The sequence below is a fragment of the Bradyrhizobium sp. 195 genome (assembly GCF_023101665.1).
In the GTDB taxonomy this organism is placed as follows: domain Bacteria; phylum Pseudomonadota; class Alphaproteobacteria; order Rhizobiales; family Xanthobacteraceae; genus Bradyrhizobium.
This window is the reverse complement of sequence record NZ_CP082161.1, coordinates 1,497,036-1,516,455: the sequence shown is the minus strand read 5'-3', so window position 1 is coordinate 1,516,455 and position 19,420 is coordinate 1,497,036. Positions and strand designations below refer to the sequence as shown.

Here is a 19,420-nt window from a genome sequence, read left to right as displayed (position 1 = left end):
CTCTACGGCGTCATACTGACGCCGAGCGCGCTCTGCCTCGTAGCGGGCGCGCTCCACGCGAAGCGCCCATTGGCGCTCGAGCTGACGGCTCTCCTGCTCCAGTTGGCCCGCCGCCGCGAGTGCGATCTCAATCTGATCCGGCACAGGGCATCGAGGACCACCCGCTCGACCAGCGCGTCAACCGCCAAGGCCCGGACTTCCTGACACAGTGCATTGCCTTGCTGGTCCCGATCCGAGCGGCAGCAATAGACCGGATAGTCGGCATTCGGGCCCGTGTAGCGCATGCTCATGTGCCGTCCGCAACGGCCGCAGATCGCAATCCCTTGTAACAGGGCTGCCCCCTTGCGCGGTACGCCAGAGTGTCCTGCCTCATAGCGGAAGACGTTATCTGCCAGTCGCCCCTGGTTGGCCATGAACTCCTCCCAGCTGATATAGCCTGGATGAGCGGCGTGGAGGCAAACCGCCCAATCCGCGATCGCCACCTTGACCGTTCCCGTCAGCGATCCCGGCCGGCATCGGCTCGGATCCTTTTGCCGGCGGCCATAAACATACGCACCAGCATAGGCCGGATTTTGAAGGATACTAAGGACGCGTGCACTATCTGGCGCACGCCAGGCGATCTCATGTGGAGATGGTCCAAGCAGCGGTCGAACCGGCAAGGACAATCCGTTTCTGTCCAAGTACCGCATCACACGGCGAGCGCTTTGCAGTTCCTGGAATTTGGCAAACACGAGATGAAGACGGGCCTGCACCTCCTCATCGGGATTGAGAATAATTGTGCCCGCTCGATCATAGGCGAGCCCGGCTGGCAGGGGCAGCCGCAGTTCGCCCCGCGTTGCCTTCTGGCGTTCCCCTTGGTGAAGGCGCATCCGAAGTTGATGCAACTCCGCCTCGCTCATGATGCCGGACAAGCCCAACAACAGGCGGTCGTGGTAGGCGCGCGGATCGTAAAGCCGCTCGCCATCCGCAATGAGCACGCCGAACACCGAGCACAGTTCGAGCAGCTGATGCCAGTCCCGATTATTGCGGGCCAAGCGCGAAGCGTCGAGGCTCACCACAAGACCGGCGTTGCCAAGGCCGATCTCGGCAATGAGCTTCTGGAAACCATGACGATCCACACCGCCAGCACCGGATTTGCCCAGATCCTCATCAATGACCTGGACACGTTCAGGCGGCCAGCCCAGACCGATGGCACGATCGACGAGGCGGTACTGCAGCTGCGTGCTCTCCTGGTGGTGGCGCACCTGGTTCACGGATGACTGCCGCACGTAGACATAGGCCAACTTAGCTCGGTGCGCAGTCGTGAGCCGCTCGTCAGCGACGTTCAAGCTGATCAGCACGGCTCAGTCCCCTTCCGGGCGTGCCGGGAACCGCTTGCATTCGCCGCAGCAGCGTGGCGAGGATTTGAGCGATCTGGGTTTGCGTCGCGGTCGACAGATTCGGCCACAGGCGCGGAATGTCGGCCGTCGGGCGGCCGGGTGGATTTGCCGACGTCGGCAGTGGTCGATACGCAACGCGACCTGGAAGCGGTCGGTGGGTCATCGCGAATCACCTTCTCGTCGAGAAGGCTCAGACTCGCGCTCAAATGTTGCATCAATGGGATCAGCGTACGTGCACTGATGCGCGGCAGATCGGCGGCGTTCGGGCGGGAAGTGATAGGCGTCTCGCCAAGATCCGTCGACGCGATCCGAATCGCCCGCGGCCGTCCGTCCGGCAGCGCGACAACGACGTAGGCGGGACCGCGCCCCGACCGCTCCTTCAGCACCTCAAGCCGGTGCCCAACAGGAAATGATGCGGGTCGGTGATCGTGACGTGAGACACGACCCGCTCAAGAATAGGGGTACTCTGTCGTGTTCGGCGATCCCGTCGTCGCAACGGCACTGCTCGATTGCCTCCTGCATCATGCGGTCGTCGTCCAGATCGAGGGATCAAGCTACCGCCTTCGTCAGCACGCCGATCTCATGCCGGAAAGTGTCCGCACCAAAGTCTTCATCAATCCCCCAATCCCGGCACAGCCGGCGCGACGCCGCGGTCGGCCGTCCAGAAATGGAGCTTCCGATCACACTACCGGCTGATCACCCTCTGCAGCTGGGGAATTTTACTTCGGCACATTTGGGGACTTTTGAACCGGCATTGACAATTGCAACCCTGCTTTACGTCGCCAGCAAGCGCGATTGCGATCGCTGCGCACTGAAGTCCCGGTGTGCCCCCAGCAGCCACGCGACATGGCCCGCCAGATAGCAACGTCGTTGCAAGAAAGCACCTTCCGTCGGCTCCGCAAAAAGATCGAGATGCTGTCCGCGCACCTCAAGCGCTTCTCAAGCTTGACCGTCTACGTTTGGGAGGCCCAAACGGAGCCAGGATGAGTTCACGCTCGCGGGCAAATGGCCAAGCTGATCCCCATGCAAATCCTCAGACCGACATAAAGGTCGGCAATGCCGTTCGTCCGCATTGCCGACGGCGGCAATACATCAGACTATTGCCGCCCTTTTCGGAATCGGTCAAAAGCGGCGCGAGGCGCGGCTGCGAGCCGAAGCGGTGGCTGCCAGTGCGCGGGCGGAGCTGTGTCGGACAACGAGGCGGCGATCGTACATTTCGAGCGTAAGCGTGGTGCTGAGGCCCTTCAGATTGTTTGTGCGCCGTCTTGTGAGCGCCGCTAGAAGAGTCTTTTTCTGCAAGGGTGCTCACAATGGACGACCATTCGGACGACATAAGACGACCGCTGTCTCCGCGTGTCGAAGTGTATGCTGGAGTAGGCCGTAAGCAGTGGCCGGACGATTTGAAGGCCCAGATTGTCGCGGAAAGCCTTGAGCCAGACGCGATTGTCACAGATATCGCACGTCGCCATGGCTGCCGGCCCCAGCAGGTGCATGACTGGCGGCGCCGGGCGCGTTTAGGTCAACTGGTGCTGCCGGCTTCGGCGGATACACTATCGTTCGTGCCCTTTAGTATCGGAATCGTTGCTACCGGCAGCTACGGAGCCCTCTGGATCGTTGGAAGCCGCCATTGTTACGGTTGAGCTCCTGGGTGCACGAGTGGAGGTGCGCGGAACGCCCGGGCTTGCCGTGCTGAGTGACGTATTTTTGGCGTTGCGCCGGACACGATCATGCTGACGGCTCCCGCTGGCCTCATGATTTACGTTGCGACCCGACCTGTAGACTTTAGGAAAGGCGCGGATGGCCTGGCGCTGTTGGCGAAGGAGACTCTAGGCCACGATCCGATGAAGGGCGTGGCGGTGGTCTTCCGTGCGAAGCGCGCTGACCGGGTGAAGATCGTGGTCTGGGATGGCAGTGGCCTTGTGCTGTATTGGAAGCGGCTTGAGGGCAGCGCCTTCAAGTGGCCGCCGGTTGTTGACGGCGTCATGCGAATGAACGCCGCGCAGTTGTCGGCGCTTCTGGCCGGCATGGATTGGACACGCATGCATGCGCCTCGAATCCCGCAGCCGAAAGCGCTTGCGTAGGAGATAAAATCTTCGCTGCATCGGGGCGCGAAGCATGGCAGACTCGGGCCAATGAGTGATTTGCTGATGAACTGCCGAGCGATCCAGCCGAGTTGCGTGCCTTTGCCGCGGCTCTGCTGGAGCGCTGCGCCAGACTCGAGCGGTTGCTCAAGCTTGCAAAAGACGCGCAGTTCGGTCGATCGTCGGAAAAGCTTGACGCTGATCAGCTACAGCTTGTTCTGGAGGATATCGATCAGGCTGTCGCGGCTCTCGAAGCAGCCGAGGACCGCGCCAATCCCAAAACACGCGAGAAGAGAGCTGCCGAGCGCAGGGCCAATCGTGGCAAGCTGCCGGAGCATTTGCCACGCATCGTCGAAACGCTGATGCCGGCTGCAACCTGCTGCCCGTCCTGCAAAGGCGATCTCGTTGAGATTGGCCGCGATGAGAGCCAGAGGCTGGACGTCGTACCGGCGCCGTATCGCGTCATCGTTACCCGCCGGCCCAAACTGGCCTGCCGCGCCTGCCAGGGCGTCGTTCTCCAGCACGCTGCTCCCGAGCGACTGATCAGGGGTGGATTGCCGACCGAGCGGCTCGTCGCGCATGTGATCGACGCCAAGTATCATTGGCATTTGCCGCTTTACCGCCAGGCGCAGATGCTGGCGACCCACGGAATTGCCATCGATCGTTCCACGCTCGCCTTCTGGGTCGGCTATGCTGCCCAGGAGCTGAAGCCCTTGTGGCGTCGTCTGCGCGAGGTTTTGCTCGCCTCCGCGAAGCTTTGTGTCGATGAGACCCCGGCGCCGGTGCTGGATCCGGGGCGCGGCAGGACCAAAACCGGCTACTTCTGGGCGCTCTCGCGCGATGACCGGCCTTGGGCCGGCCCTGATCCGCCTGGGGTGGTCTATGCCTATGCACCGGGCCGTGGGGCCATCCATGGCTTGAGGCTGCTCGAAGGCTATCGCGGCATCATCCATTGCGATGGCTATGAGGTTTACAAGACCATGACCCGAGAGACGCGTGCGGACGCGCTGTCCGGCACGCTCGCCTTCTGCTGGTCGCATCTACGGCGCCAGTTTGTGAAGATCGAGCGCGAGGCTTCGCCGGCGCCGGCTCCGGTTGCACGCGAGGCCCTCGAGCGCATCGCCCAGCTCTACGCGGTCGAGAAAGCCCTCCGCGGCCGATCTGATGCCGAGCGCCGTGCGGGCCGACAAGCGCATGCCCGGCCTCTGGCTGCAGCTTTGAAGCAGTGGTTTGAGGCTATGCTTGATCACCTTGCGCAGAAGAGCGACACGGCGAAGGCTTTGCGTTATGCACTGCGTCATTGGGACGGCCTGACGCTCTATCTTGATGATGGGCGCATCGAGATGGATACGAATGCGGTCGAGCGTGCGATGCGGCCGATCAAGCTCAACGCCAAGAACTCCCTTTTTGCCGGTTGCGACGAGGGTGCCGAGAATTGGGCATTGCTGGCTTCGCTCATTGAAACCTGCAAGCTCAATGGAGTCAGCGCCGAGCACTGGCTCTCCGACGTCCTCGCGAAGCTCGTCAATGGCTGGCCTGCGTCGCGACTGGACGAACTGCTTCCCTGGGCGTCGACCTACACGATGCACGCGCACGATCCGAGGCTGGCAGCATGAGCCTGAACACGACCGCCGTCCGGATCAGGATAACTCTCAAGGACGTGAAGCCGGAGGTGATGCGGTGCCTTGTTGTACCCGTCACCCTGCGCCTTGATCGGCTGCATCTGACGCTTCAGGCGGCATTTGGCTGGACCAACAGCCACCTCTTCGAGTTCCTGGCTGGCGAAGGGCGTTGGGGCATCCCTGATTCCGACGGTGATTTTGGCCCCCAGCCGATCGATGCTCGCAAGGCGCGGCTCTCCGATATCGTTCAAGAGACAGGCGCCAAGACGATCCATTATCTCTACGACTTCGGCGACAGCTGGGACCATGTGATCAAACTCGAAAAATGGTTCGACAACACGACGATAGAGGGACTTCCCCTCCTGCTCGAGGCCGCCGGTCGTTGTCCTCCAGAGGACGTCGGCGGTGCGCCAGGCTATGCCGAATACCTCGACGCCATCAGCGACCCCACTCATCCAGAACATGAAAATATGCGCCTCTGGGACCCCGAACAGTTCGATCCAAACGTTATCGACCGGAAGGCGATCGAGGCCGCCGTCAACGCATTGTCCGGAATTTGGAAGCCACGCCCGCGCAAGCTGCGATCAAAATAGACGCAAGCGCCAATCAAAAGGGCCGCAGAGCTACGCTTACTTTCGAGCTGCGGATCAAGAAGCTCAAACGCAAACTGTACGGGCAGCGCTCCGAGCGCACGGCACGGCTGCTCGAGCAGCTGGAGTTGGAGTCGAAGAACTCGTCACCACGGCGAGCGAGGATGAGCTTTCCTGCGCAGGCCGCAGCGTCGAAGACGCAGAACGTCCGCCCCTTCATGCGCAAGCGGCTGGTGCGCAAACCATGGCCGGATGACGTCGAACGCGAGCGCGTCGTCATTGAGGGTCCAATGACCTGCGCCGGTGGATCGCGGCTGGCGAAGATCGGTGAGGATGTGACCAAGACGCTGGAGGAGATCCCGCGCCGCTTCAAGCTCATCGAGACGGTACGCGATAAATTCACCTGCCGCGATTGCGAGAAGACAGCCAGCCGCCGACGCCGTTCCATGCCACGCCGCGCGGGTTCATCGGCCCACAATTGCTAGCGACGGTCCTGTTCGACAAGATCGGCATGCATACCTGCTCAACCGCCAGAGTGCGCGCTTCAAGTGCGAGGGGATCGACCTGCCGTTCTCGACGCTGGCCGACCAGGTCGGCCCCGGGACCTTCGCCCTCCCGCTGGTCTTCCACTTGATCGACGCCATGTGCTCGCGGCCGAGCGCCTTCATGGCGATGAGACCACCAGCGCTTGCGCGCTTGAGCAATCCCGGACTTTCTTTGTACATGCTACGATGTCCAGTTTTCGATGCCCAAGTCGGTTAACGCCTAGACGGCATCTTGTCCGACGCCATAGATCCAGATGGCGCCGTCCTCGATCTCCATTTCATTTGCGACATCTCGCAGACGAGTCCTCGTCTACGCCAAGATCTTCGGGGACGTGGTTGATTGTGGTGACGTGATGGAACTGTTTGACGTGCGTGGTCATGTCGCCCGAGCAGGGATCGTTGAGACTGATGGGGTCCAATTCCAAGGCTGGAGCTCTGCCGATGAGCTGGATAGGCGGCGATGCGGGCTAGATAATCGGCCAGCCAAGCCTGCGGATCGACGCTTGCGTCCGCGAGTGCCGAGGAGACCGTCGCCGGTCGCGAGACACAGGGAGGCCTGCCGCGCAGGAAATCGCCGACAGGCGGTCACTTGTCGCGGCGCCTCATTCTGGCGCTCCTGAGCCATGGGGACGCAACTCGTTCTTCACGACCCGTCCCTCCTTCATCACGAATCCGACGCGCTCCAGCTCGCTGATGTCCTTGAGCGGGTCTCCAGTCACGGCGATAATGTCCGCAAACTTGCCGGGTTCGATCGCGCCGATCCGGTCCTGCCAGCCCAGCATTTCCGCGCCGTTGGCGGTCACGGCTCGTATGATGTCTAGCGGCGGCATACCTGACCGACTCAGAGCGGTGAACATCGTGGCGGAAGCCTCGCCGCGGGTCTTGCCAGGGAAGTACAAGTACATGTCTGATCCTGCCGAAAACTTCACGCCCGACTTCAGGACCTTCTGCACGAGCGCCGCTTCGGCCTGGCGGCCCCGATCGTTGCGCGCGGGTGACATCGGATAGACTTTCTCCCATACCCATGGGGTTACGTCGAGAAAGATGCCCTTGTCCCGCATCTCCTTCAGCTGCTGATCCGTGGCTTCGTCTCCGTGTTCGATCGAGTCCACGCCGGCGTCGATCGCTTCCTGGATACTCTCTCGGTCATGGGCATGCGCAAGCACTTTCAAGCGTTGGCGGTGCGCCTGGTCGACCACTGCCGCGAGGCTCGCCGGGGACATATCGTGGTTGAGAGCAACCTTGATCTGGTCGACGCCCTGGAAGACGTTCCTCTGTACTGCCGCACGCGCATCGTCTGGCCCGGCGACGGTCAAATACTCCTGCTGCAGGATCGCGTCGGCGAGCGCGGGATTCAGATTCCTGACGTAGGAGCCGCGCGCAATCAGCTTTCGTCCGGACGCCAGCAGGCGCGGCCCCTCGACCTTGCCACCGTTGATCGCGTCGCGAAGCTCGGTGTCGCCATCGATTCCAGAGTTCCCAACGTTCCTTACGGTCGTAAAGCCGCTCTCCAGATCTTCGCGGGCGAGCTTTGCACCTGTAAGCACGCGCTTAGCCGGCGACTCCACGATGGCGAGGAGCACACCCGGTTCGCTCCGGCCGGTCCGGATGCGCTCCGCCTCAGCGGGAGCGACCGCGTCGAGGAAGAGGTGCGTGTGACTGTCGATCAGGCCCGGCAGGAGCGTGGCTCCGCCTAGGTCCAGCACTCGGGCGTGCGCGGGTGCATGGACCAGCGACGGCCCTACCTCAACGATCTTTCCGTTTTCGATCAGGACCGCAGCCGGGGAAAGTACTTGCCCGGATCGCGGATCGAGAAGGTGGGCGGCCTTGAGGAGCGTTACGCCCTGCACATCCTGAGCCGCCGCAGGGCTTCCGTTGAGCAACGCAACAGACAAGGCTAGAGCCAGCCACTTGAACATTGATGTCCTCCAATAAGTCATAAGAAGCAGGGGATGAATTCTCGCGTTCGGGCCTGTTTGGGATTTGCGAGAACCTGTGCGGTGGGCCCGCTTTCGACAACGAGGCCTGATCCACGAACAGCATCCTGTCAGCCACCTCCCTGCGAAGCCCAGTTCATGTGTGATGATCATGGTGACGCCCGGCTGCGCGATGGACGCCGCGGAGGCTTGCGGGCGCGCTCGCGCACGTCTGCACGGTTCATAGTTTCCCGCTGCGCTAGGCACCAAGCAGGCTTTTTTGCGAAAGCAGCAATGTCCCAGGTCGGCACGCGTATTGCGGCAACGATGTCCGCCCTGAATTGGGGCATCGCGGTACATTCCAAGACAAGCGACACAATTTCAGTGAATGCACCAGTTTGACGTTCGCGTAGGCACACCTCAAGAAGCTCTCTGCGGAGCGCGTCGGTACTAGCCCGCAGCTTTTTTGCATACCAGTCTGGGGCCCAAAAGTTAGACCAGTTCGCCTGGTCGCTGAGACCGACGATCCGGAGCCTAGATGCGTCCGGATGATCGGCAAGCATCTGTTCGGTCAACCTCTTGTCGAACGTGAGGATCCCAACAGGTCGGCTGGATGATGCGAGAGCATAAGGAAGGAGTTCTAGGGCGCTCAGCAACCGGACGGTGTTATCCGACGGATGATCGACAAGTGGCTGAAGGCAGGAGTGCTGGAAGACGGGCTCCTGCATCTGGCGACGTCGTTGCGACCGTCTTGCGCGCGACAGGATTCTCGTCCTTCTCGTCGACCTCGACCGAGTCTTCGAGATCGAACATCTGGGCATCGCCGCATACTTGGGCGCCATCAGCATCCTGTCGTGCACCGTTCAGGGAGTCGCAAATATCGGACGAAACCACTTAGCTTCTCGAGACGTCTGAGACATAAACTTTGAATTTACCGGACTGATTTCTATCTTAACAAGGTCTCGCTATGGTTTGAGGCAATCGGTCAGCCTTTAGAGCCCAATTTCGGCGTCACGGGGGCTCTTTCGGAGGATTCCAACCCGATGAATGCTCGCTTTCGTGCCGGCCTAATCCCGCGCCAGAGGCAAGGGAGAAGGCGTTCGACGTCCCATGATCGCGCCTCCCCTTCGGTGAAGCCCGCGGAAGCGGCATCCACACATGGCCTGCGATAGAGACGGTCTTGGGCGGCACGGACTGGCAATACAATTGCGTCTTTCGAAACCGGTCAGATTGCCCCCGCTAATGTCGTGCAGCCCGTTCATCGGACTTGGAGAAGGTCAGGTTGAGAACTTGGTTGACCTGGGGCACGACGCTTTTTCGACCAGCAGCCGCGCTTCGCAGCTGCAATGATGCGTCAATCTGGCGGTCTTGAGCTATCACCCAAAGTTAGTGACGGCGGGAATCGGAAAGGCCAGCCGGGTGTACGCGATCGCGAAGCGGACGCCGCCGATCCTGGCCGCATCCGGTTCTCGCCGTCGATCCTGCCGCCCTACATGCGCCGGTCGAAGTCGATCGAGACGCTGCTGCCGATCCTTTACCTGAAGGGTATCTCGACCGGCGACTTCTCCGAGGCGCTGGCTGCGCTGCTCGGCAAGGATGCTGCCGGGTTATCGGCATCCGCCATCGGTCGCCTGAAGGATGGCTGGCTCGACGAGCACGCCGCGTGGCAAAGGTGCGATCTGTCGGCGAAGCGCTACGTCTACATCTGGACCGATCGCATTCATCTCCAAGCCCGCCTCGAAGACGAAAAGCAGTGCATCCTGGTGCTGATCGGCGCGACGCCGGAAGGCCGCAAGGAACTGGTCGGCTTCACCGATGGCGCCCGCGAGAGCGCGCAGGACTGGCGCGATCTGCTGCTCGATCTGAAGCGGCGCGGGCTCGACGTGGCGCCGCGGCTCGTCATTGCCGATGGCGCACTCGGGTTCTGGAAAGCGGCCGGCGAGGTCTGGCGGAAAACGCGCGAGCAGCGCTGCTGGGTGCACAAGACCGCCAACGTGCTCGCCAAGTTGCCGAAGAGCCAGCAGCCGAAGGCCAAACGCGCGTTGCAGGAAGTCTGGATGGCTGAAACGAAGCTCGCCGCCGAGCCGGCGTTCGACGCCTTCATCGAGAGCTACGCGCTGAAGTACGAGAAGGCCGCCGATTGCCTGAGCAAGGATCGAGACACGCTACTGGCATTCTACGACTTCCCGGCCGAGCACTGGAAACACCTGCGGACGACGGATGAGATGGACAAGCGACTTCTTCATGGCCGAGGCGACGATTGCGGAGATCGCCGTAAGTCCATTCTTTTGTTCGGTCGCGCTGCGGGCCATTCTTCCGTCCCGGCCGCCGATCTGGCAGCCGCCGCGCGCAGGGGCGGTCAAGGCTGGCCGCATTTGCGGCCACCGCATGGGTTGGCCTTCACCGGCCCGAGCACGACGGCACGCTGGCGTGGAACGGGACTGGTTTCCTGGCCTGGCTAGACCTTGCCGTCAGCCGCGACTATGGTTGTTGGGCGCGGGCGACCTCGTGGCGAAGCGTGACGCGTCGGCTGCAAGCGTCACCGGACTGCCTATTTTGTCCTGCCGGACTGAGGCGCCTGCGCGCCGGGTTTTGGCCGCCGCGCTTTCCATTGCGACACGAACCGTTCGTAGCTTCGCTCCGCCTGGGCGGCAATCACCATCTCGCGGTCGCGCAGCGCCTTGATGTTGTAGGCATAGGCAGGTCCACGACGGCTACCTTTCTGTTGTGGATGTCCGGCTTGAAGTTGCATTGCGCGGGTCTTGTTGGCGACCAGCGCTGGGCGCGCCCACAGCGTAATCCTCGCGCTTCGTCAGCAAATGCCAGCAGAGCACCGTGAGCTTGCGAGCCAGGGCCACCGCGGCGATCTGATGGCCGCGCCGGGCGCGGATGCGCACGAAAAAAGCATGCAGTGGACCGGGCGCCTTGGCCACTGCCCAGGCTGCCTCCCAGCATGGCGCGCGCATGACTGCGGCCGATCTTGCTGATACGGCCGTGGTGGGCCGCTCCCAGACCGGACTGCCGCACCCGCGGGTTCAGCCCGAAATAGCTCACCAGCTTCTGCGGGCTGTTGAACCGGCCGATGTCGCCGATCGCCGCCACGATCCCGGCGGCGAGGCGAGATGACGCCGGTGATTGTCATCAATCTGTTGACCGCGGGATCGCCCATGGAGTCCTGCGCGATCTCGCGGTCGAGCAGGGCCAGGTCTTCCGCCAACCGGTCAAGCTCACGGACGTGCCGATCGATCGCTGCGCGTTCATCGTCCGGCAACTGTTGAGCGGCCAACCACGCCCGGCCGCGGGCGTTGAAAAGATCGGCATGCGGGCACTTCGGGATCAGGTGCGCGTGCAGGATCGAATGCACCTCGCTCTTGAGCCGCATGCGATGCCGCACGACCTGGTAGCGCCGCGCCACCAGCCTGCGCTTGCGTTCGGTCTCCGCGTCAGGCGTCCAGATCTGCGGCAGATACCCGGCCGCCTGCAGACTGGCGAGCGTGCCAGCATCGATCTCGTCAGTTTTGACGTGAGCCTGGGCGATCGCCTTCACCTGCAGGGCATTGGCGATAATCACCCGCGCCACAAACGGCGCTAGAACCCCCGACACCGAGATGCTGTTGGCAGTCGCTTCGAGCACCACCTCATCACTGGCCAGCAGGGTCTTGCAAAATCCCTCGAGCGCTGTCTCCGTGTCATATCAACCCGGCCCGCATGTTGGAGCTTGCCGTCTTCCCAAAACACCACCTCCCCGAAAGTTCGGTAGACGTCGATGTCAATCACCCGTGGCATTTGCACCTCCTGCTTGATATGACGGGGGCTGCGGGCGACACGACAACTACGGATTCGCGCTCCCTGCAACCGGGCGAGTCGCAGAGGCGGCCAGCTACTAACTCGAGCTCTCGGCTCATCGTATGCATCGGCCCGCCCGCACATCGTGCTCCCGGTGCCTCTGTCCCGATGGTCGCACCATACGCCAGGATGCAGAACACCGCAGCGGAACGTTGGCACCGAGAAATCTCATACCGGTTACAAACCCCATCGAAAGCACCTTCGCCACCGTGCGCCACCCCACCATCGGATCGAAGGGCTGCCTGTCCAACAAGTCGGCACTCGCGATGGTCTTCAAGCTGCTTGAGGCCGCGCAGAAAAGCTGGCGTCGTCTCGATGGCCACAACCAGTTGCCAAAACTCGTTCTCGGTGTGACATTCAACGATGGGATCGAGGTCATCGCCAAGCCGACCGACCGTCAGCCCATAACCGCCGCCGCCTGACCGGCTCCGGCCGTCACCAAAATTTGGCGATAGCTCCGGCGGTCTTCGTCGTATGCGTACCAGTTAGTCGTCCGTTAAGAAGCTGATTTGAGGGCTGACTCAACGCAGATAGCTGCGATGAGTGCGGTCAGGATGAGGCGCCAAAAATCCCTGAGCCATGCGAGGATTCGGCGGAAGTTATGGCCGACCGCTGAGAGGACGACGTTGGCGGCATCGCCGGCGCGGCCTTTGAGGTAGCAGCGGCCGAGGTGGCCCTCGGCCTTGAGGTGTCCGATGATGGGCTCGATGGCGGAGCGACGGCGCAGCTCGCGCTTGATGACACCGAAGACGCCGCGCTTCTGGCCGGAGATGAAGACACGACGGGGATTTTGTGCGTCGTGGCCGCGGTAGCCCTTGTCGACATAGGCCCGCTCGATCGCGCAGCCGGTGAGTGCCTCGGTGCGGTCGATGACGTCCCGCAAGGTGTGACCGTCGTAGGGGTTGTCGGGTAGCGCCCTGGCGTGCAGCACGAACAGGCCATCGGGAGCCCGGCGGTTGTTGGTGACGATGGAGGCCTTCACGCCGAACTCGTAAGGCGCGGCGGCCTTGCCTTTGCCGATGCATTCCACCTCCGGGGCATGGAAGGAATAAAGCTTCCAGCCGCGCTGGCGCTGCTGTTGCGAGCGGATCTGCGTGGCCCGGCCAAGCGGGAGGGCGAACGCTTCCTCCAGTGCTGGCTGGCCCTCAATCTTGCGGCGGATGTCGCGGATGATCCGGCCCAGCCGGCCGCGCAGGATACGCAACTGCCGCTGATGCCGCCTGAACTGTTTGGCATAGGCGTAGCGGCCCGCCATCATCGCGGCGGCCTTGGCGATGCGAGCATAGGATTGCCGCAGCCTGACGCCGTGCCTGATCGCCAGGCGGTTGAGCCCCTTTATGGCCGCATGCAGCAGCTTGGCATCGGTCGGAAAGGTGATGGCCTTCGGCTGCACCGTGGTATCGACCGTGACCCGCTTGAGGTCTTGGCCGCGCAACGCGCCAGCCTCGTGCGCCACCCGCAGGCTCTCGGCCAGCAGCAGCTCCAGTTTGTCGCCGAGCCGCTTGCGCCAATGGCTCAGGTCGCTTCGCTCGTGCGGAAAGACGTGCTGGAAAAACTCTTCCCCGGTAAAGAACTGGAAATACGGGTCGTGGATCCAGCGCTCGCACACACCCTCATCGGACAGCCCGTAAATGTGCTTGAGCAACAACAGCCCGATCATGAAGCGCGTCTCGATCCCGGGCCGGCCGTTCTCGCTGTAGAGCGGCGCGATCTCACCGTCGATCCACTCCCAATCGATCTTGCCCGCAAGCAGTGCCAGCTCGTGCTTCATGTTGATGATCTGGTCCAGCCTGGCTCGGAACAGATCGTTCGATCCCGTCGTCTTGTGCTTCTTCGGCCGCATCGTTCCCTCCGATGCACCACAGAATCATGGTCCGAAAGCAAAGGGAATCCAAAAACGAAATTGCAGGGTTCAGGGGTCTCAAGCCGCCAGTCCCTGCAATCTCAAATGCCGCCAAATCCGAAAAACAGACTCCCGCTCAGTCGCTTAGAGCCTTGTTCACGGACGACCAGTTAATGTTTGAGTTGAATATGACGGTCAGGCATGGCGACGACCTCAGCCCTAGAATTGATTCGAGGTGCCACGCAGACCATTTTCCGCATGTGAATAAGGACACGCGGCATTGCGCCTGATGGGCTTCACTGCCTGACTAAGGTGCCCTCGATCCGATGAGCGTTTCGGCTACAGCGATCTTCGCTGCGAGTTGACAGCTTGTATAGGCCTCTGCGTGCATAACAGGCAGATGGATAAACTGGAGCGAATTGCTAACCAATTGGCTCAGCGTCCGAAATCATTGCCTCAGTCGCGGTGTAAGCGCTCGAGATAAGCTTGTAGCAGCTGCATGTCTTGTTCTCCAAACAGCCACGCCCGTCGATTTGCAAGACACCGCGCGTTTTATGAATCAGTCTCTGTTCTTCAAAGCGAATTAGCGTCTCGGTTACCCCAGCGCGCCGCAATCCTAAGACGGACGAGAGATATTCATGTGTAACTGGCAGCCGTTTTGCATCAATAGCGTCAGCTGCCAAACATAGCCAGCATGCCAAGCGCTTCTCAAGATCGTGCCGTACGCCGCAGAACCCCGTCTGAGCGCAATGCAAATTCAGCGCTTGAACGTATCTGACGAAGTGTTCTCGGATTTGCGGGCGCTTCTGGATCACACAATGCAGATCTTCAACGCGGATCCTGTGCGCGCTTCCGGGAAAGAGAACAACAGCTTGGTGCGTCGAAAGATGCGCCCCCCACAGGAGCGTAGCGCCAACTGCGCCACGGCGTCCGATTAGGGCCGTTTCAAGAATGCTCCCCGCTGCCACAATCCTCAAAGAGACGAGACCCGCTTCCACGAAATAGACGTGATCAAGATGGCGTCTCGGCTCTTGCAGCACCATACGCTCTCTCAGGACAATTGGCTCCAAAAATTCACCCATTGCTGCAAGGTCTTGCAGTGGAAGCCCTGCCAGTATGGAGTTCTTGACGAAGAATCGCGAACTGGACCGCATCTTAACAGGTGGCTGATATATCGGCTGTGTGGCACCTGCGTGCTTGACAGCTGCGTCTCCTGCAGCATCAGGCGCTTCGAGCATGGCCGGTGCGTCGGTGGTCATGGTGCGGTCCGTCTCCTGGCGAGGGGTTCTACCGGGGTCAACCCCGGCGGACCTTCACAAAATATTTATAAAGAAATGTCGGTCCTGATCGGTGCAATGAACCTAGGCTCAACGACTAATTCACGCGCTTGATCGGCCTTTTTCGACGGATTTCGACTCGCTCGTATGCCCCATACTTGGTCCCGGAAGCAGTGCGTGTCACAGACGAAATAAGGAGGCTGTACGAACCTGCCGACAGCTTAGGTTCATGATCATACCGTCGCGCCCAATCTGCAATGCCTGCAAAAGTGATGATCAACATCACGGTGACGAGGGTCTACATTTGTCTGCTGTTAAGCCGATTCGGGTTTGGAATTACTCAAGCGACTGAACTAGGCAGCATAGCGGTCGCCGATATGCCGTCGTAATAAAAGGGCGAGCGGAACGTAGCGCGGCAAAGGGTGGCGCTTTGCCACCACTTCAAACCGAAGTGCGACGCACTGGCACCTTGACGCGCGCGGCAGGCTTGCGTCAAAGCTGAAAGCGTAGGCGAATAGCGTTCGCCGCGTTTGGGTACGAGCACGATGTACGAAGCTCAAATCTGAGCATGAGAGAGTTCGTCCTCCTACTACACGTTATGGAGCTGCGGCCGGGACTCCATTCTGGCTGACTACTTGCCGAGTTCGGCCGTCAGCTCCGGAAGCGCCTGGTAGAGATCGGCGACCAGGCCGTAATCGGCGACCTGGAAGATCGGCGCGTCCTCGTCCTTGTTGATCGCGACGATCACCTTGGAGTCCTTCATGCCGGCCAGATGCTGGATCGCGCCGGAGATGCCGACCGCGACATAGAGCTCGGGGGCCACCACCTTGCCGGTCTGGCCGACCTGCCAGTCGTTCGGCGCATAGCCGGCGTCGACCGCCGCGCGCGAGGCACCGACGCCGGCGCCGAGCTTGTCGGCGAGCGGCTCGATGTATTTGGCGAAGTTCTCGCGGCTCTGCATGGCGCGGCCACCGGAGACGATGATCTTGGCCGAGGTCAGCTCGGGGCGGTCGTTCTTCGCGACTTCCTCGCCGACGAAGGACGACAGGCCCGGATCGGCCGCTGCAGCCACGCTCTCGACGGGCGCGCTGCCGCCTTCGCCCGCCGCGGCGAAGGTCGAGGTACGCACCGTGATGACCTTCTTGGCGTCCTTCGACTTCACCGTCTGGATGGCATTGCCGGCATAGATCGGACGCTCATAGGTGTCGGGCGCGACCACCTTGATGATCTCCGAAACCTGCATGACGTCGAGCAGGGCTGCGACGCGCGGCATCACGTTCTTGAAGCGCGAGGTCGCGGGCGCGACGATGGCGTCGTAGCCGGGCGCCAGCGAGACGATCAGCGCAGCCAGCGGCTCGGCGAGATCGTGCGCGTAAAGCGCGCCATCGGCGAGCAGCACCTTCTTCACACCTGCGAGCTTGGCGGCCGCATCTGCCGCGGCTTTGGCGTTCTCGCCGGCGACCAGCACCTCGACATCCGCGCCGAGCGCGGCGGCCGCGGTCAGCGCCTTGTTGGTCGCATCCTTCAGCGACGCGTTGTCGTGTTCGGCAATCAGAAGCGTCGTCATCAGAGCACCCCGGCTTCGTTCTTGAGTTTCGACACCAGCTCGGCGACGTCCTTGACCTTGACGCCCGCCTTGCGGCCCGCCGGTTCCGTCGTCTTGAGAACCTCGAGACGCGCGGTGGCGTCGACGCCGTAATCGGCGACGGTCTTCTCCGCGATCGGCTTCTTCTTGGCCTTCATGATGTTGGGCAGCGACGCGTAGCGCGGCTCGTTGAGACGCAGGTCGGTGGTGACGATCGCCGGTCCCTTCAGCTTGACGGTCTGGAGGCCGCCGTCGACTTCGCGGGTGACCTTGAAGTCAGAACCTTCGACCTCAAGCTTCGAGGCGAATGTCGCCTGCGACCAGCCGAGCAGCGCGGCCAGCATCTGGCCGGTCTGATTGCTGTCGTCGTCGATCGCCTGCTTGCCGAGAATGATCAGGCCCGGCTGTTCTTCGTCGGCGATCTTCTTGAGAATCTTCGCGACCGCCAGCGGCTCGACGGTACCGTCGGCCTTCACGAGGATGCCGCGGTCGGCGCCCATCGCAAGTCCGGTGCGGATCGTCTCCGACGCCTGCGCCGGTCCAATGGAGACCACCACGACCTCGGTGGCCTTGCCAGCTTCCTTCAGGCGCAGGGCTTCCTCGACCGCGATTTCGTCGAACGGGTTCATCGACATCTTGACGTTGGCGAGTTCAACGCCTGATCCATCGCCCTTGACGCGGACCTTGACGTTGTAATCGACCACCCGCTTTACCGGCACCAAGACCTTCATCGATCCTCTTTCATATGAGGCAAGACGTAGCGCTTGCGTCTTGAGATTGAGCCCAAGGCCCCGTTCCAGACGATCCGCAATAGCTCAAATGGCTACCTGCGATGGAGATCGCCTCTCACCAACAATCGTGACCGCTACTGTAAACGCGCATCGACAAAGACCACCCTTGGAGCTTCCAAGAGGGTCGAACACCTCCCCAGCTCAGAAAATATTCATCCCGGCGCGTTGAAATTACCGTTTGCATTTAGATACCGGTGTTGCAAAGATATTTGCGTCGTATTTTACTGCAGTTCGGAGGATTTCCTGCAGTTGACAGCCAATTTTCGGTGAAATTAACCTGGAGCCGATCATGCAATACGATCAAATAGACGCCCGTATCCTGGAGATCGTGCAAAAGAATAATCGTGTAACTTCCGAGGTGATCGGCGAAATGGCAGGACTTTCGGCTACCGCTTGTCAACGACGATTGAAGAGGCTGCGTTCGGAAGGCATTATCGAGGCCGATGTCTCAATCCTTTCGCCGAAGGCGGTCGGAAACCCCATTCAGATGCTTGTGATGGTGAGCCTAGAGCGGGAGCGTTCAGATATTATCGACAGGTTCAAGAAGGCCATCAAATCGTCCGTTGAAGTTGTCAACGGATTTTACGTGACCGGGGAAGTTGACTTTGTCCTCTACATCACCGCGCGTAGCATGGAAGACTATGAGCAGTTCACCCGCCGTTTCTTCTATGCGAACTCGGACATCAAGACCGTAAAGACAATGGTCATCGTAGACCGCGTGAAGGTCGGCTTTGCCGTTCCAATTGAAACTCCATCGGAGGCTTGATCTGGTCCTTCTTTATACCTTGGCGCTTTTTTTCATCGCTATCTCGTAAAGAACGCGGGAAACCGCACGATCGCTCCTCTAGTCTATCATGCTTGGGGATGATGGCGAACCTTGACGTTAATGCCATGGTCATTGGTTACGCCAGCGACAGCAATTTCGAAGCGGATTACAGCCGAGCAGGATACGCCCCACAGGACGGCGGCAAGCTTTGCCCAGGCGCCGGACACCATCGCGGCTCATCCAAAACATCACGTAGGCGCTTCGAGAAAGCCAGCGCGAGGTGCTTACTGCTCACGTTCGGAGCAGGAGAGGCTGTTCATCGGTCGCCGGGTGGCAAGTGCCCAATCATCAGGATTGCCTCAAGGTATCAACGGATCTCGTAACACTTCGCATCGGAAACTGAGCAATGCGTATCTGCGCGATTGGGCGGCCAATATGACGGATCGAACCCCAGACATTCAGCGCCGATGGCATAGCCGCTCCGCTTCGCTATGCGACCTTCCGGCGCTTATGGCTTGCCGGTCTGCTCGCCAATCTCGGCATACTGATCCAGGGCGTCGAGGCAGCCTGTGAGCTGGATTCGCGCGAGCCTTTGTCTGACTTGGGCAAACTGACGTGATGCCTGATTGGGCGAGATCCGCGCTATTTGCCGGCCTTACGTCTCAACCGCTTGATGGTGCCGGAAAAGGTCACTAGCAGGCGGTCGCTAGTCTTGAGTTCGCCTCTGACAAAGATCAGCAACCCGCCGGCGCGAGTCACTTCGCCGGTGGCCTCTATCAGTTCGCCCTCCCGCGCGGCCCCGAGAAAGTCGGTGCATAGCGAAACGGTAACCCCTTGGCCGTCGAGCACGAAGCCTGCCAAAGCAAAGATTGTATAGTCCACAAAGGCCATGAAACAGCCGCCGTGAACATTTCCGGCTCCATTGAGGTGCTTCTCCTGAGCGCGAAAAGCGCAACGCACGCTTCGATCTGCCTCCACCCGGTGCCAAAAAGGCCCGGTAAGATTCAGAAAGCTGTCGAAGGTCCACGTACGCCAGCCTTTGAACTCGCCTTCGGTGGCCTCATGCAGGTCAGGGCGTGACAGCAAACTTGACTTGGTACCTTTTGAGTCGTGCATTGGCCCTCCATGTGTAAACCCACCGCCTGATTAAGAATTGGCTGCCTGCCATGGTCGCGAGCG

The 19,420-nt window shown here is 61.0% G+C and carries 12 protein-coding genes and 7 pseudogenes; 11 read left to right on the top strand and 8 right to left on the bottom strand.

Annotated features, from left to right (window positions below; translation table 11 throughout):
• Positions 1-2: 2 nt before the first annotated feature.
• Positions 3-1,340 carry a recombinase family protein gene (locus IVB26_RS07060; protein WP_247971072.1) on the bottom strand — a complete coding sequence of 446 codons (1,338 nt, stop codon included), beginning with the start codon at positions 1,338-1,340 and terminating at the stop codon, positions 3-5.
• A 510-nt stretch (positions 1,341-1,850) separates the two neighbouring features.
• Between IVB26_RS07060 and IVB26_RS07055 the strand changes: the two are divergent.
• The 8 genes and pseudogenes from IVB26_RS07055 to IVB26_RS43435 form a co-directional block, all read left to right on the top strand.
• A pseudogene (locus tag IVB26_RS07055) lies at positions 1,851-2,075 on the top strand (ATP-binding protein); the annotation flags it as partial.
• A 73-nt stretch (positions 2,076-2,148) separates the two neighbouring features.
• A pseudogene (locus tag IVB26_RS07050) lies at positions 2,149-2,362 on the top strand (IS5/IS1182 family transposase); the annotation flags it as partial.
• A 327-nt stretch (positions 2,363-2,689) separates the two neighbouring features.
• A complete protein-coding gene (locus tag IVB26_RS07045; RefSeq protein ID WP_247971092.1) occupies positions 2,690-3,019 on the top strand; it encodes a transposase in 330 nt (109 codons plus the stop codon).
• Positions 3,020-3,106: 87 nt separating this feature from the next.
• Positions 3,107-3,460 carry an IS66 family insertion sequence element accessory protein TnpB gene (gene tnpB / locus IVB26_RS07040; protein ID WP_091898177.1) on the top strand — a complete coding sequence of 118 codons (354 nt, stop codon included), beginning with the start codon at positions 3,107-3,109 and terminating at the stop codon, positions 3,458-3,460.
• Between the two features lie 51 nt (positions 3,461-3,511).
• Positions 3,512-5,076 (top strand): annotated as a pseudogene (gene tnpC, locus IVB26_RS07035) (IS66 family transposase).
• Positions 5,073-5,675, top strand: a complete 603-nt coding sequence (locus IVB26_RS07030) for a plasmid pRiA4b ORF-3 family protein (RefSeq protein ID WP_247971091.1) — start codon at positions 5,073-5,075, stop codon at positions 5,673-5,675. Before tnpC ends, IVB26_RS07030 begins: the two are co-directional and overlap by 4 nt.
• Positions 5,639-6,157, top strand: a complete 519-nt coding sequence (locus IVB26_RS07025) for an IS66 family transposase (RefSeq protein ID WP_458309336.1) — start codon at positions 5,639-5,641, stop codon at positions 6,155-6,157. The genes IVB26_RS07030 and IVB26_RS07025 overlap by 37 nt, the downstream gene beginning before the upstream one ends.
• A pseudogene (locus tag IVB26_RS43435) lies at positions 6,097-6,352 on the top strand (IS66 family transposase); the annotation flags it as partial. The gene IVB26_RS07025 and the pseudogene IVB26_RS43435, both read left to right, overlap by 61 nt.
• A 467-nt stretch (positions 6,353-6,819) precedes the next feature.
• Here IVB26_RS43435 and IVB26_RS07020 read toward each other — a convergent pair.
• Positions 6,820-8,136: an amidohydrolase family protein gene (locus tag IVB26_RS07020; protein WP_247971090.1), complete on the bottom strand. Its 1,317-nt coding sequence runs from the start codon at positions 8,134-8,136 to the stop codon at positions 6,820-6,822.
• A 1,409-nt stretch (positions 8,137-9,545) separates the two neighbouring features.
• On the opposite strand from IVB26_RS07020, the pseudogene IVB26_RS07015 reads away from it, so the two are divergent.
• Positions 9,546-10,364: pseudogene (locus IVB26_RS07015) on the top strand (IS256 family transposase); the annotation flags it as partial.
• Positions 10,365-10,684: 320 nt separating this feature from the next.
• Here IVB26_RS07015 and IVB26_RS07010 read toward each other — a convergent pair.
• Positions 10,685-11,901, bottom strand: a pseudogene (locus IVB26_RS07010) (IS110 family RNA-guided transposase).
• Positions 11,902-12,158: 257 nt separating this feature from the next.
• Between IVB26_RS07010 and IVB26_RS07005 the strand changes: the two are divergent.
• Positions 12,159-12,401 (top strand): annotated as a pseudogene (locus IVB26_RS07005) (IS256 family transposase); the annotation flags it as partial.
• 74 nt (positions 12,402-12,475) lie between these two features.
• Here IVB26_RS07005 and IVB26_RS07000 read toward each other — a convergent pair.
• The 4 genes from IVB26_RS07000 to IVB26_RS06985 form a co-directional block, all read right to left on the bottom strand.
• A complete protein-coding gene (locus IVB26_RS07000; protein WP_247971089.1) occupies positions 12,476-13,822 on the bottom strand; it encodes an IS5 family transposase in 1,347 nt (448 codons plus the stop codon).
• Positions 13,823-14,244: 422 nt separating this feature from the next.
• Complete coding sequence (locus IVB26_RS06995; protein WP_247971088.1) at positions 14,245-15,081, bottom strand: Crp/Fnr family transcriptional regulator; 837 nt, start codon at positions 15,079-15,081, stop codon at positions 14,245-14,247.
• Between the two features lie 649 nt (positions 15,082-15,730).
• The gene (locus tag IVB26_RS06990; protein ID WP_247971087.1) at positions 15,731-16,666 is read right to left on the bottom strand and encodes an electron transfer flavoprotein subunit alpha/FixB family protein; all 936 of its coding nucleotides are present in this window, start codon (positions 16,664-16,666) and stop codon (positions 15,731-15,733) included.
• A complete protein-coding gene (locus IVB26_RS06985) occupies positions 16,666-17,415 on the bottom strand; it encodes an electron transfer flavoprotein subunit beta/FixA family protein (RefSeq protein ID WP_247971086.1) in 750 nt (249 codons plus the stop codon). The genes IVB26_RS06990 and IVB26_RS06985 overlap by 1 nt, the downstream gene beginning before the upstream one ends.
• A gap of 349 nt (positions 17,416-17,764) precedes the next feature.
• Between IVB26_RS06985 and IVB26_RS06980 the strand changes: the two genes are divergently transcribed.
• A complete protein-coding gene (locus IVB26_RS06980; protein ID WP_247971085.1) occupies positions 17,765-18,241 on the top strand; it encodes an Lrp/AsnC family transcriptional regulator in 477 nt (158 codons plus the stop codon).
• A 642-nt stretch (positions 18,242-18,883) separates the two neighbouring features.
• Here the strand turns inward: IVB26_RS06980 and IVB26_RS06975 are convergent.
• Positions 18,884-19,357: a PaaI family thioesterase gene (locus IVB26_RS06975; protein WP_247971084.1), complete on the bottom strand. Its 474-nt coding sequence runs from the start codon at positions 19,355-19,357 to the stop codon at positions 18,884-18,886.
• Between the last annotated feature and the right edge of the window lie 63 nt (positions 19,358-19,420).

What these genes read in the sequence shown, in the direction of transcription:
- IVB26_RS07045 (WP_247971092.1), top strand. Translation starts at nt 2,690, where the DNA reads ATGGACGACCATTCGGACGACATAAGACGACCGCTGTCTCCGCGTGTC.
- tnpB (WP_091898177.1), top strand. Translation starts at nt 3,107, where the DNA reads ATGCTGACGGCTCCCGCTGGCCTCATGATTTACGTTGCGACCCGACCT.
- IVB26_RS07030 (WP_247971091.1), top strand. Translation starts at nt 5,073, where the DNA reads ATGAGCCTGAACACGACCGCCGTCCGGATCAGGATAACTCTCAAGGAC.
- IVB26_RS07020 (WP_247971090.1), bottom strand. Translation starts at nt 8,136, where the DNA reads ATGTTCAAGTGGCTGGCTCTAGCCTTGTCTGTTGCGTTGCTCAACGGA.
- IVB26_RS07000 (WP_247971089.1), bottom strand. Translation starts at nt 13,822, where the DNA reads ATGCGGCCGAAGAAGCACAAGACGACGGGATCGAACGATCTGTTCCGA.
- IVB26_RS06995 (WP_247971088.1), bottom strand. Translation starts at nt 15,081, where the DNA reads ATGACCACCGACGCACCGGCCATGCTCGAAGCGCCTGATGCTGCAGGA.
- IVB26_RS06990 (WP_247971087.1), bottom strand. Translation starts at nt 16,666, where the DNA reads ATGACGACGCTTCTGATTGCCGAACACGACAACGCGTCGCTGAAGGAT.
- IVB26_RS06985 (WP_247971086.1), bottom strand. Translation starts at nt 17,415, where the DNA reads ATGAAGGTCTTGGTGCCGGTAAAGCGGGTGGTCGATTACAACGTCAAG.
- IVB26_RS06980 (WP_247971085.1), top strand. Translation starts at nt 17,765, where the DNA reads ATGCAATACGATCAAATAGACGCCCGTATCCTGGAGATCGTGCAAAAG.
- IVB26_RS06975 (WP_247971084.1), bottom strand. Translation starts at nt 19,357, where the DNA reads ATGCACGACTCAAAAGGTACCAAGTCAAGTTTGCTGTCACGCCCTGAC.